The organism is Flavobacterium sp. B183 (assembly GCF_023539155.1).
Classification (GTDB): Bacteria; Bacteroidota; Bacteroidia; order Flavobacteriales; family Flavobacteriaceae; genus Flavobacterium; species Flavobacterium tructae.
In genome coordinates this window covers 2,957,450-2,970,932 of record NZ_CP097434.1, presented here as the reverse complement: position 1 = coordinate 2,970,932, position 13,483 = coordinate 2,957,450, and the positions used below count along the sequence as shown (strand labels likewise).

The window sequence follows — 13,483 nt, the reverse complement described above, 5'->3', positions numbered from 1 at the left end:
TCCGCTTTTTGGTAAAAAATACTATTTGATTCCCAGCACTTCTTTTGCTAAAGCAATCATTTCAGGCGTTCCGGTATTTTTATTTTTTTCGTCAGAAAGTTTTACAACACCTTGCCACTGGTCATTATTCAATTTTACTTCTGTCAGTTTTATCACCATATTCATCGAAGGCAAACCGGCATCATTGGTAAAATTGGTTCCGACACCAAATGACATTTTGATTTTATCTTTACAAAAATCTGCTATTCTTTTCACCTTCTCGTAATTCAACGAGTCCGAAAAAACGATCACTTTCGATTTTGGATCAATTCCCATTTGGGTATAATGTGAAATTACTTTTTCTGCAAATTCAATAGGATCTCCACTATCGTGACGTACTCCGTCAAAAAGTTTCGAGTACTTTTTATCAAATTGTTCAAAAAACACCGCTGTAGTATAGGTATCTGTCAGTGCAATTCCGAGGTCGCCATCGTACACCTGCGTCCAATGTCCCAAGCCCATCATATTAGCCATTTTAAAACCGTATTGGGCAGCATGAAACATAAACCATTCGTGGGCATGAGTACCCAATGGCCGCATATTGTTAGTCATAGCAAAATGAACATTACTGGTTCCTATAAAACTATTCGAACCAAATTTTCGAAGTGTCTCATTCACCAGCGCATGTACATCGTACGAATGACGTCGTCGGGTTCCAAACTCTAAAATCGAAACTCCTATTTTATTATAATTGTCAATCTTGTCTTTGGTTACTCTTTTTAAAGCTTCATCGTCCAGTCGAATGGATTGACCAGTCTTATAAAACAGCTCAGAAATCAAGCCCATCAGGGGCACTTCCCATAAAATGGTACGATACCAATACCCCTCAACAGTTACTTTTAACTCTGAACCTGTCTGCGTAATCTGAACCTCGGACGGGTCAAAGTTGTAGCCTTGCAAAAAATCAAAATAAGTGGGATCCAGATAAGAACAATGCTGCCACAAATATTGTTTTTCTTCTTTTGTCAACCGCAGATCTGCCATTGCATCAACCGATTTTCGAAGTAACTCTCCAAATCCAGGTGGGAAAAAATGATTTCCTCTGTTGATAAAGCCGTAACGAACCTGAGCCTTTGGAAAAAGTTTGATCACAGCATGCTGCATAGTAAATTTATAGAAATCATTGTCTAAAATTGATTTCAAATAAGTTGTCTCCATAATCCGGCAGTTAAATTAATTTTATAACTGTAATGGCTAAGATACGCCAATTTAACCAAAGAAGGAAGCTCTTTAGGCAAAGATCCTGCTACGTTTTACTTGGAAAGTATCTTAAATGACATTATACCGTCACGATCAAGAAAAAAAGTAATATACGTGCCTATTTTTTTATCATAAATTATCTCAAATTCTAAAGCTCCATTTACTGCATTAGAGTCTTCAATTCTGACAGGTTTTCCATTTTTCAAATAATAAAACAGATCTGTCTTTGCAATATTCTTTATTTTAAAACGGATTTTGTCTCCTTCATTAGCCTTAATAATTCCCGAAGCCGGCGCCAAAATCTCATGATTGCCTTCAATTGCAGCATCAAAAAGCAAGGGTCCGTTCAGAAAATCCTCCTTGTTTAATTTTTTTCCAAGATAAGTTCCGGAATCCGGAAAATGCTTGGCAAAAAAGTACTTGGGATCAGTGTCAAAATAAACGGGTGAAAAATGATTCACAGCCACTTTTTTGCCACTGTCATAATATCCCTGTCCCCAGGTTACATCAATCAAAATCCATTTTCCATCTACCTGGACCATATTCCAGGAATGATTGGAAAACGAATTTTCACGTCCGATATCACTCAACGATCGTTTAGAATCTCCTCGGATCACCTCACATTTCAACCCCGTTAAAGAGGCCAATTCCTGATACAAAAGTGTAAAACCTTCACAAACCGCTTTTCGGGATTCGAAAGTGTTCTGCCATGTTTTTTCCTTTAAAACTGCAATTTTTGCTTGTTTGTCCGCTTCATTAATATAGGTAAATCTGAGCGGTTTTGGCGGATTCAGATAGGCTTTGTAATCGTATTTTATGTTTAAAGCAATCCAACTGTAAATAGCCCTCGCTTTATCATAATCTGAAGTAAAATCTTTTTGTATTCTTTCTGCCAGACTTTCTACTGAATTAAAATTAACGGGATACTTTAATACCGTATTATCAATCGTATTGTACTTTTGCGCGTTTACACGAAACAGAAAGATAAAACTCAGTAAGAAAACAGTAAGGACGATCTTTTTTGGAATCATAAATTAGAAACTAGACTTAATAATGTCTTTTAATTCTTTATTTAACTCTTCATTTGAAATTTTATTTTCCTCCAAATCAAAATTCGCGTTAAATGCAGGCAATGAAAAAGTAGCCTTAATCTGTGCTCCATATCTTGGCAAAGCGTTATTGGCGATTTCTAAAACCGAAGCTCCTCCTCTTGCTCCCGGCGAAGTAGCCATTAAAAGCATTGGTTTTTGCTGAAAAATTTCTTTCATGATCCTCGAACTCCAATCAAACAAATTCTTGAAAGCCGCAGAGTAATTTCCGTTGTTTTCTGCCAAAGAAATTACCAACAGATCTGCATTTTCAATCTTTTGCAAAAATGTTTTTGCCAGCTCATGCTGACCAATTTCTTTTTCTAAATCGACACTAAACAAAGGCATGGCAAAATCATTAAGATCTAAAACCTCAACCGTTCCATTGTCGAATAAACTTGCCGCATAAGTCGCCAGCTGTTTGTTTATCGAATGCTGACTGTTACTTCCTCCAAAGGCTACAATTTTCATATACTTTATTTTAAAATTTACTGTTTTTTGTTACTCGTTTCACCTGTTTTAAGTATTTCCATAAAACCATAAACTACATTTCTGAATCATCAAAACTTATGAAATTTCTATTTATTCTTTAACTTCAAATATCTCTTTTTTAATTTCGACCGAATAGCCATTCGGAGCAATCTTCCCTCCGTAGGTTTTAGCATATACTTTAGTAAACTCAGCTCCAAAATATAAAATAATTGCGGAATAATACACCCAAACCAAAATGATTATTACAGATCCTGCTGCACCATAAACACTTGCAATTGTTGAATTTCCTAAATAAAATCCAATCGCAAATTTACCAATCATAAAAAGGACTGCGGTACATCCGGCACCAATGAAAGCGTCTTTCCACTTTATAAGGCCATCTGGTAAAGTTCGGAATATAATTGCAAAAAGCAAGGTGATACTACCTAAAACAATGATCAAATTTATGACGTAAAATAAATACACTGTACTGTCGGCTAAATATAGTTTTAATCTCGCATTTAAGACATCTAAAACCGCATTTAACATTAAACTTACGAGCATTAGAAATCCGACAGAAACAATCATAGAGAAAGACATAATCCGATTCTGAATGAATTTTTTAAGTCCTTTGTTCGGTTTCGCGCGCAGCCCCCAGATAAAATTAATTGAACTTTGTATTTCGGCAAAAACTCCCGAAGCTCCTATTAAAAGCATCACAACTCCAAAAATTGTAACAAAAACATTACTATCAGACAATTGCACATTTTTGATTGCGTCCTGAATTTGAATTGCAGCATCGTTACCTACTAAGCGGTTGATTTGTCCGTACAACTCCCCGGTTACCGCCTCTTCCCCAAAAAAGAAACCACAGATGGTTATAATAATGATCAATAAAGGCGGTAACGCAAATATGGTATAATACGACAAAGCTGCACTTAGCTTAATGGCATTATCGTCGTTGAACTCTAAAAAAGTGGTTCGTAACAAATACCAAGTTTTCGACAGAATATTTTGATTTTCCACAGGGCTCGTTTTTTATCATTCTTTCAAATTTAAAGAATAATTAAAAGATTAAATTCCTGTATTACAGACAATTTTTACATTTTTACCATGCCTTATTTTTTTCCTATAAAATCTCATATGAAAACACCTATAATCTCTACGGGACATTTTTTCAATGGGGGCCTTATTCTTTCTACTACCGATATTTTACTCCTAGCGGAGTTTATTTTATTGCGCCTAAATGGTATTGCCACTTGTAATCAACCATAGTCATTGTCTCCTTAAACTACATAGCACTATCGTCTAACCTCAAAAATTATCTCGTAGAGGTAACATTCATAATCGCCCAAAGCTTTTGTCCTGTAGGGACTAAAAATCTTAAGTCCCCTTTTTTCTTTTTACTGGTAATGGTAAAAAATCCCTTTGTCATAAATCGTCCATAAACTCGCTTTTTGATTCGCTGCTTTTAACGCGCAGTTTGCCCAGGTGTTACACGTATAAAAAAGACTATAACTTCCTTTAGCCTCATAAAAAGCATCCTTTTTCCCGTAACTATGACCTTCAATCCATTCAGGATTCTCCGGATTATTAAAACTCTCTGAAATATAGTTTACTAATTTTTGATAGTTTTCTTTAGAAACCAGAATGCGTTTGCAATCTTCGCCTTCGCGTAATTGCTTAAAAAATGTGGTGTGCATGGCTGACGAACTCACTCCAAAAATCGCTTTTAAAGCCGTACTCGCTTTTAAATCTGACCATTCGGGCGTATCGAGATAAAAACCTTTATCACCCCAGCCAAAAGCTACAAATTTTGCCAGTGTATCATTGGATTCTGTCTGATCAAACTGAATTTCCTTTCTCCAATCTTTGACTTCACTAACGATCGGAACCACTATATCTGTGTGCACTCCGTTGGAAAGAATATAAATCGGAATCGCGTTTTGTTCGTCAATTTTGTCAATAGTGGAGTTAACTGTAATTCTGGAAATCAATAAGACAGCTGTCACATATAAAGCAAGGAAAGTAAAGATTCCGAAAAGTGTCCAGCCCAGAAATTTGAAAGATTTTTTTAGCATTTTGATTGGTTGTTTTTAGATTGATAATTGGTTGATTTTTTTGTAACCAATTTTTGAGCCATTTTTTTTGCTTCTTACAAATTACACACTGATTATACAGATTCGCGTATGCTAAAGCGCGGATTTAAACGGATTTTTAAGTTCATTGTTTTTATTTCGAGGAACGAGAAATTACACTAGAAACTCCATTCCAAATGGTATCAATCTTTGTCGATATACGGGTGTGATTTGCTTCGCCTGTTCGCTATCTCTCGAGTCTCGTTCCTCGAAATGACAAACTATGCGAAGCTTCGACTTCGCTCAGCCTGACAATGATAACTTTTGTGCATAAAAAAACTGCTGAATTGCTCCAGCAGTTTTTAGTCTATCTTCTTTGTTCTCTATTCTATTTTCTCTAAAAAAAGATTAAACGTTGAAACGGAAATGCATTACATCACCATCTTTTACAACATATTCTTTTCCTTCAACTTTGAACTTACCTGCTTCTTTTGCTTTTGCTTCAGAACCATACTGAACGTAATCTTCGTATGAAATTACCTCGGCACGAATGAACCCTTTTTCAAAATCAGTATGAATAACTCCTGCAGCTTGCGGTGCTGTAGCTCCAATATTAATAGTCCAGGCACGAACTTCTTTTACACCTGCCGTAAAATAAGTTTGTTGTTTTAATAATTTGTATGCTGCACGAATTAGTACGGAAGCTCCCGGCTCAGTCAATCCCATATCTTCAAGGAAAACCTGACGCTCTTCGTAGCTTTCTAATTCTGTAATATCCGCTTCTGCTCCTACTGAAAGAATGATAACTTCAGCCTCTTCGTCTTTTACCAATTCACGAACCTGATCTACATATTTATTTCCGTTTACAGCTGAACCTTCGTCAACATTACAAACGTACAATACCGGTTTAGCGGTAATCAATTGAAAACCTTCCATCAAAACTTCTTCGTCGTTGCTTTGAGGAATAATGGTTCTTGCTGATTTTGCCTGCAATAACGCTTCTCTGATACGGTTCAACAAAGCTTCTTCAGTCTGAGCTTCTTTGTTTCCGGTTTTAGCGGCACGTTTTACTTTCTCCAAACGTTTCTCGATTGTTTCCAAATCTTTCAACTGAAGTTCGATATCAATCGTTTCTTTATCACGAATTGGATTTACATTACCGTCAACGTGAACGATGTTATCGTTATCAAAACAACGTAAAACGTGAATAATAGCATTACACTCTCTAATGTTTCCTAAAAACTGGTTTCCAAGACCTTCTCCTTTACTAGCACCTTTTACCAAACCTGCGATATCAACGATATCCACAGTTGCCATTTGTACACGCTCTGGTTTAACTAGTTCTTCCAGTTTGTTAATTCTTGGATCCGGAACGTTTACAACTCCAATATTTGGTTCGATTGTACAAAACGGAAAGTTGGCACTCTGCGCTTTTGCATTAGACAAACAATTAAATAATGTTGATTTTCCAACATTTGGTAATCCTACAATTCCTGCTTTCATCTGTTGATTCTATTTGTTTTTTATGTAAACCTTTTTCTTTCGAGTCTTCTTTATACCGGTTTTTCAGTATATCAAAGTCGTTTTTAACAGGTTATAATTTTCGTATTCCTTTTGTATTATGTGCCAAAATATTATTTTTTGGCTTTAAAATTTTGCAAATATAAGATTTAATAGCTCGCAATTGAAGTAAAAATGACGATTAATGTTTTTTATGGATTGGACAATAAAAAAATTACACTTCTTATTAATTTTTTGTTAAAAATAATTACTTTTATAGAATACCAACTAAGAACAACCAAACCAAATTTAATCAACTATGAAAAAGATTGCATTATTACTAATACTGCTTAACACAGCATTTCTATTCGCCCAAAAAGAAATATCAGGAGTTGTAAGAGATAAATCAGGTAATCCGCTGCCTGGAGTTAATATCCTCGAAAAAGGAACTACAAACGGTGTATCTACCAATTTTGAAGGAGGTTACCTTATAAAAGTAAAAGAAGGTGCCATTTTAATTTTTAGCTATGTTGGCTATACAAATGTAGAGAAATCCTCTTCAAATAGTAAAACCGACGTTACTTTAGACGAAAACGGAGGTCAGGTCCTGAATGATGTGGTAATCGTAGGATCAAGAAACACCAAAAGAACCGTAGTCAATTCGGCCGTTCCGATTGATGTTATTAGTGTAAAAGATGTCACGACACAAAGCGGTAAAATAGAAATCAATCAATTGTTACAATATGTTGCTCCTTCATTTAATGCCAACAAACAATCCGGATCTGATGGTGCCGATCACGTTGACCCTGCTTCGCTGAGAGGTCTGGGACCGGATCAGACTTTGGTTTTGATTAACGGAAAAAGAAGACATCAGTCATCCTTAATCAATTTATTTGGTACCCGCGGACGTGGAAATACAGGAACAGATTTAAATGCCATACCTGCTACTGCTATCAAAAGAATTGAGATTCTGAGAGATGGCGCTGCTGCCCAATACGGTTCGGACGCTATTGCCGGCGTTATTAATATTGTACTAAATGACAATGTCGACGAATTAACAGGATCTGTAACCTACGGAGCGTTTAATACCAATGCAAAAGGTGATTTCCTGGATGGAACTCCAAATACCAAAAACTTCAGACTGGACCAAAACGGAAATGGAAATTCGTATGGCAAAAACCAATCTTTTGACGGTGGATCTGTAAAAGTAGCCGCTAACTATGGAGTTGCGATTGGTGACAAAGGAGGTTCAGCCAATTTTACAACAGAATACATCAACAAAAACAAAACCCTTAGACCTGCTTATGATTTTAGAAAAGGTTTTGGAGATGCTTCTATTCAGGGTTTTAACTTATTTGGAAACTTATCACTTCCGGTATCTGAGAAAACGCAGTTTTATGCTTTTGGAGGCCGAAATTACAGAGATACAGATGCCTATGCATTTACCCGAAATGGAGGAGAAAGAGTTGTGGAATCTGTTTATCCCGGTGGCTACACTCCCAGAATTACTTCTAATATAATAGACAATTCTCTTGCCGCAGGATTTAGAACTAAAACAGCCAGCGGATGGAACATCGATTTAAGCAATACTTATGGTAAAAACCTTTTTCATTACTACATCAAAGGAACTATAAATGCTTCTTTAGAAGGAAAATCCCCAACAGAATTTGATGCAGGAGGACACAGTCTGACTCAAAATACAACCAATTTTGATTTTTCTAAAAACTACGATTCGGTCTTAAGCGGTTTAAACCTTGCTTTTGGAGCGGAATACAGAACAGAAAAATTCACTATTTTCTCAGGAGAAGAAGGTTCTTATGCGACTTACGACACTAACGGAAGACCAATAACCGATCCTACAACCCAAAGTGCACCAACTATTCCAAATCCCGATTACGATCCTACAGATCCAACTTCGTCTCCAACAATTTCAAGACCTGGAGGTTCGCAAGGTTTTCCAGGATACAGCCCTTCAAATACGGTAGACAAAAGCCGTACGAATTTATCTTTATACACCGATGCTGAACTTGACATCACAGAGTCTTTTTTACTGAGCGGTGCGGTTCGTTTTGAAAATTATAGTGATTTTGGAAGTACTTTAAACGGAAAATTAGCTGCAAGAGTAAAAGCCGGACAACATATTAACTTCAGGGGATCTGTAAGTACAGGCTTCCGTGCTCCTTCACTGGCACAAATTTATTACAACCTGCGTTTTACAAATTTTAATGCAGGAGGAGCTACCGAAGTTCTACTTGCTCCAAACAACAGCCCGGTTACCAAGGCTTTTGGAATTCAGAAACTAAACGAAGAAAAAGCGGTAAATGCCTCTCTGGGATTCACGGCTACATTTGGAGATTTCACCGCAACAGTTGACGGTTACTACATCAAAGTAAAAGACCGTATCGTTCTTACCGGATATTTTGATGCTAAACCTTTAAACCTTGGTGTTGATAAAGCACAGTTTTTTGTGAATGGTGTAGACACCAGTACTCACGGTTTGGATATCGTTTTGGCCTGGAAGAAAAAATTCGGAGAATCATTGTTTAGTGCAACTTTGGTTGGAAACATCAACGACATGAAAATTGACAATGTAAAAAACGGAACTTTAGACGAGGGTACTTTCTTTGGGAAACGTGAAAAAGCATTCCTATTATCATCAGCTCCGGACAACAAATTTGGTTTAAACCTTAACTATGCTAAAAATAAATTTGATGTCGGTATCGCATTCACCAGATTCAGTAAAGTAGTTTTAGTAGATTACACTGATGAAAATGATGTATACAATCCAAGACTGATCACTGACTTAACTGTTGGATATCAATTGACTAAAAAACTGAAATTAAGCATTGGAAGCAACAACTTATTCAATGTTTACCCAACCAAACAAGACGAAACAGGAAATACTGAAGCAGGAGGTTACTGGGATGCTGTTCAAATGGGATTCAGCGGAGCATACTACTATGCAAGACTTGGATTTAATTTTTAAGCAATTAGAAACTTTATACAATTAAACAGGTCAAAAGAAGCTGTTATCTGACTGAACAAAAACAAAAAATCCTGAGCGTTAACTCAGGATTTTTGTTTATATCTAATACATCATTATTTCATTATTCACCATGTAAAAACGCTTGTCTGTTCAACAAGGTTTCTTCGTCTTCAACGTGGTTATCATCCGGCACACAACAATCAACCGGACATACAGCAGCACATTGAGGTTCATCATGAAAGCCTTTACACTCGGTACATTTTCCGGGAACGATATAATACACCTCATCAGAAATTGGTGTTTGTGCATCTTCTGCATCAACCTCAGTTCCATCAGGTAAAATTATCTTTCCGGAAAGACTGGTTCCGTCTTTGTATCTCCAATCATCAGCTCCTTCATAAATTGCTGTATTTGGGCATTCCGGTTCGCAAGCCCCACAGTTTATGCATTCGTCAGTAATAATTATTGCCATTGTTTTCTTAGTCTTAAAGTTAAAAGTCTCAAAGTTGCAAAGCCAAAAAAAAGACATCCTTCTCTTTTGACTTGATGACTTTTGACTTTCGACTTATTTATCCTTATTTTTGTGCAAAATTACAATCAAAACCTTTCATAAACAAATTACTTATGTTACAAAACGAAAAAAAACAGTCTTTTATAGCACTAGGTCGATTTTTAAGTCAGTTCTCTGAAGCAGAAAACACACGAAATGAATCGGTTTTAGGTAACGACCTGTTTTTTGATGATTTCATAAAACTGATTGCTCTTTCTCAATCACACAATGGATGGTACACTCCTGAACAGGTGCATTTTGCAATACATTCATGGGCAGAAGCATTGACGGAAGAAAACATTGAAAAATGGCTTTCGGCTTACCGCTCAGAATTCGAGAAAGCAGATAAGACTGAAAAAACAGTTGCCTTAATCCTTGCCGGAAATATTCCGTTAGTTGGATTTCATGACTTTTTATCGGTTTTAATCACTGGAAATAAGGCCTTAATAAAAACATCTTCAAATGATCAGCATTTATTGCCGTTTTTAGCCAAATACCTCATTTTTGTAGATGAAAATCTAAAAGATAAGATCACTTTCGTGGAAGGTAAACTCGAAAATTTTGATATCGTTATAGCGACCGGAAGCAATAATACGGCACGTTATTTTGAATATTACTTTAAAGATAAGCCGTCTATCATTCGTAAAAACAGAAATTCGGTTGCGATTTTAAACGGAAAAGAAACTCACGAAGAATTAGAAGCTTTGGGCGAGGATATCTTCAGATATTTTGGACTGGGATGCCGCAATGTGTCTAAACTTTTTGTTCCGAAAGGATATTCTTTTGATGCTTTTTTCCAGGCTATTTTCAAATATCAGGACGTTATTCATTACGAAAAATACGCTAACAATTACGACTACAACAAAGCGGTGTTTTTGATGAGTAATTTTAAACTGCTTGACAATGGCTTTTTAACTCTAAAAGAAGATCCAAGTTACGCCTCTCCTATTTCGAGTGTCTTTTACGAATCTTATGAAAATATCGAAGACTTACAGGCTCGTTTAGAAGCTGATGCTGAACAAATTCAGTGCATCGTTAGCAATGATTTAGCTCAAAACAGTATTTCTTTTGGGCAAACCCAAAAACCACGTTTGTGGGATTATGCAGATAATGTAGATACTATAACGTTTTTGTTAACAACAAAATAAAAATATGTTCAATTATTTCGAATTATTTATCGCTTTTTCAGCTCCTATTGCCGAAATTTGCGTTTTTAAATTTTTCGACTATTAACAAAAACCATGAAAAACACAACTACAGCGCAGGACCTAGTATTTTACCTCAGGAAGTTTTTGAGAAAGCATCAAAAGCCATTTTAGATTTTAATGATTCAGGACTATCTATTCTTGAAATTTCGCACCGAAGTAAAGATTTCGTTGCCGTTATGGAGGAAGCTCGATCCCTTGCTTTAGAATTATTGGGACTTCAGGGAAAAGGGTATCAGGCTCTATTTTTGCAAGGTGGTGCAAGCACAGCGTTCTTGATGGCCCCTTATAATTTAATGAAAGAAAACGGAAAAGCTGCTTATCTGGATTCCGGAACGTGGGCAACTGCCGCTATAAAAGAAGCAAAGTATTTTGGAGAAACTGTTATCGTAGGTTCCTCAAAAGAAGCTAATTACAATCATATTCCGAAAGGATACGAAATACCAACTGATGCTGATTACTTTCATTGTACCAGCAACAACACTATTTTTGGAACTCAAATGAAAGAATTCCCGGCAACTAATGTTCCTGTGGTTTGCGACATGAGTTCTGATATTTTTTCACGTGAATTGGATTTCTCTAAATTTGACATCATCTACGCCGGTGCTCAAAAAAATATGGGACCTGCCGGAACTACTTTAGTTGTGATTAAAGAAGAGATACTCGGGAAAAACGGAAGAACAATTCCAAGTATGTTAGATTACGCTAAACATATTAAAGCAGAAAGCATGTACAACACTCCTCCTGTTTTTGCTGTATATGTTTCGTTACTAACTTTACAATGGATTAAAGAAAAAGGAGGAATTGCTGCAGTTGAAAAACTAAACAATGCAAAAGCTGACTTACTTTATGCTGAAATTGACAGAAACCCATTGTTTAAAGGTACAGCAGCAGTTGAAGACCGTTCTAAAATGAACGTTACTTTCTTATTAAACAATGCTGATCATACAGCTACTTTTGACGCTTTATGGAAAGAAGCCGGAATTTCGGGATTACCGGGTCACCGCTCTGTTGGTGGTTACAGAGCTTCAATCTACAATGCAATGTCTATCGAAAGTGTTCAGGTTTTAGTAGATGTAATGAAAGCTTTGGAAACTAAAATTTAGTTTACAGTCGCAGTTTTTAGTTTGCAGTTTGCCAAAACAGGAATTGAACACAGAATTCCTAGCCCCGATAGAAGTGGAGATCCTTTTTTGTTTTTTCTTTAAAAACAAAAAAGATCACAACGGATAGCGGGATTAGCTCCTAAACAAAAAAGAAAAAAATTATAATATTATGTTTATCTTCTAATCTGTACGATTAAACAAATAAACAAATAAACACATAAACTAAGATGAAAGTATTAGCAAACGACGGAATTTCAAAAAGTGGAATTCTTGCTTTAGAAAAAGGTGGTTTTGAAGTTATTACAACAAAAGTAGCTCAGGAACAAGTAGCTAATTTTGTAAACGAAAACAATGTAGATGTCGTTTTAGTACGAAGCGCTACCAAAGTTCGTAAAGACATTATTGATGCCTGCCCGGGATTGAAAATTATTGGCCGTGGTGGCGTTGGTATGGACAACATCGATGTTGATTACGCAAAAAGCAAAGGAATTCATGTCATTAATACTCCGGCTTCTTCATCAGAATCTGTTGCCGAATTGGTATTTGGACACTTGTTTTCAGGTGTTCGTTTCTTACATGATTCAAACAGAAATATGCCTCTTGAAGGGGATTCAAACTTTGACGGTTTGAAAAAAGCATACGCTAATGGTACTGAACTACGAGGTAAAACTCTGGGTATTGTTGGTATTGGACGTATTGGTCAGGCTACTGCAAAAATGGCTCTAGGTTTAGGAATGAGAGTAATCGCTGCTGATAGCTTTATTCCTTCTGTTGACGTTAAAGTGGAGTTTTTTGACGGCCAGTCGATCACTACAACTATCGTTTCTCAATCTTTAGAATCATTGTTCAAAGAAGCTGATTTCATTACCTTACACGTTCCAGCTCAGGACGGTTACATCATTGGCGAAAAAGAACTGGCTATTATGAAAGATGGTGTTGGAATAGTAAACTGTGCTCGCGGTGGTGTTATCGACGAAGTAGCCTTATTAAAAGCTTTAGATTCAGGAAAAGTTGCATTTGCAGGATTGGACGTTTTTGAAAGTGAGCCAAAACCGGAAATGGCTATTTTAATGCATACTAAAATCTCATTGACTCCTCACATTGGGGCTGCCACAGGAGAAGCGCAAGACAGAATTGGTACAGAATTAGCTTCACAAATTATTTCTTTACTGAGCTAATAAACTAAAAATAAATTAATTAGAAGGGATTTATTAACATCGTTTAATAAATCCCTTTCTTTTTTTGATTAAATTTGAGTTT

The 13,483-nt window shown here is 36.3% G+C and carries 11 protein-coding genes; 4 read left to right on the top strand and 7 right to left on the bottom strand.

All coding sequences use genetic code 11. The annotated features are described in order from the left end of the window. Positions 1–21 precede the first annotated feature (21 nt). The 6 genes from pncB to ychF form a co-directional block, all read right to left on the bottom strand. Complete coding sequence (gene pncB, locus M4I44_RS12585) at positions 22–1,197, bottom strand: nicotinate phosphoribosyltransferase (protein WP_249964901.1); 1,176 nt, start codon at positions 1,195–1,197, stop codon at positions 22–24. Positions 1,198–1,292: 95 nt separating this feature from the next. Further along, positions 1,293–2,270 carry a transglutaminase domain-containing protein gene (locus M4I44_RS12580; protein ID WP_249964900.1) on the bottom strand — a complete coding sequence of 326 codons (978 nt, stop codon included), beginning with the start codon at positions 2,268–2,270 and terminating at the stop codon, positions 1,293–1,295. 3 nt (positions 2,271–2,273) lie between these two features. After that, complete coding sequence (locus M4I44_RS12575) at positions 2,274–2,798, bottom strand: NADPH-dependent FMN reductase (protein ID WP_017498405.1); 525 nt, start codon at positions 2,796–2,798, stop codon at positions 2,274–2,276. A 111-nt stretch (positions 2,799–2,909) separates the two neighbouring features. Beyond that, positions 2,910–3,824 (bottom strand): YihY/virulence factor BrkB family protein, encoded by a 915-nt coding sequence (locus M4I44_RS12570; RefSeq protein WP_249964899.1) that lies wholly within the window; start codon positions 3,822–3,824, stop codon positions 2,910–2,912. 377 nt (positions 3,825–4,201) lie between these two features. Next, positions 4,202–4,879 (bottom strand): TIGR02117 family protein, encoded by a 678-nt coding sequence (locus M4I44_RS12565; protein WP_017498407.1) that lies wholly within the window; start codon positions 4,877–4,879, stop codon positions 4,202–4,204. Positions 4,880–5,284: 405 nt separating this feature from the next. Then, positions 5,285–6,379 carry a redox-regulated ATPase YchF gene (gene ychF / locus M4I44_RS12560; RefSeq protein WP_017498408.1) on the bottom strand — a complete coding sequence of 365 codons (1,095 nt, stop codon included), beginning with the start codon at positions 6,377–6,379 and terminating at the stop codon, positions 5,285–5,287. A 316-nt stretch (positions 6,380–6,695) separates the two neighbouring features. On the opposite strand from ychF, the gene M4I44_RS12555 reads away from it, so the two are divergent. Further along, positions 6,696–9,362, top strand: coding sequence for a TonB-dependent receptor (locus tag M4I44_RS12555; RefSeq protein WP_249964898.1), 2,667 nt, complete (start codon positions 6,696–6,698; stop codon positions 9,360–9,362). Between the two features lie 121 nt (positions 9,363–9,483). Here M4I44_RS12555 and M4I44_RS12550 read toward each other — a convergent pair whose 3' ends face one another. Continuing rightward, positions 9,484–9,834 carry a 4Fe-4S dicluster domain-containing protein gene (locus M4I44_RS12550; protein WP_017498411.1) on the bottom strand — a complete coding sequence of 117 codons (351 nt, stop codon included), beginning with the start codon at positions 9,832–9,834 and terminating at the stop codon, positions 9,484–9,486. 152 nt (positions 9,835–9,986) lie between these two features. Between M4I44_RS12550 and M4I44_RS12545 the strand changes: the two genes are divergently transcribed. From M4I44_RS12545 to M4I44_RS12535, 3 genes are all read left to right on the top strand, one after another. Continuing rightward, positions 9,987–11,060: an acyl-CoA reductase gene (locus M4I44_RS12545; RefSeq protein ID WP_249964897.1), complete on the top strand. Its 1,074-nt coding sequence runs from the start codon at positions 9,987–9,989 to the stop codon at positions 11,058–11,060. Positions 11,061–11,140: 80 nt separating this feature from the next. Then, positions 11,141–12,223 carry a 3-phosphoserine/phosphohydroxythreonine transaminase gene (serC, locus tag M4I44_RS12540; RefSeq protein WP_249967419.1) on the top strand — a complete coding sequence of 361 codons (1,083 nt, stop codon included), beginning with the start codon at positions 11,141–11,143 and terminating at the stop codon, positions 12,221–12,223. 227 nt (positions 12,224–12,450) lie between these two features. Continuing rightward, positions 12,451–13,401, top strand: a complete 951-nt coding sequence (locus M4I44_RS12535; RefSeq protein WP_017498414.1) for a D-2-hydroxyacid dehydrogenase — start codon at positions 12,451–12,453, stop codon at positions 13,399–13,401. Positions 13,402–13,483: the final 82 nt, after the last annotated feature.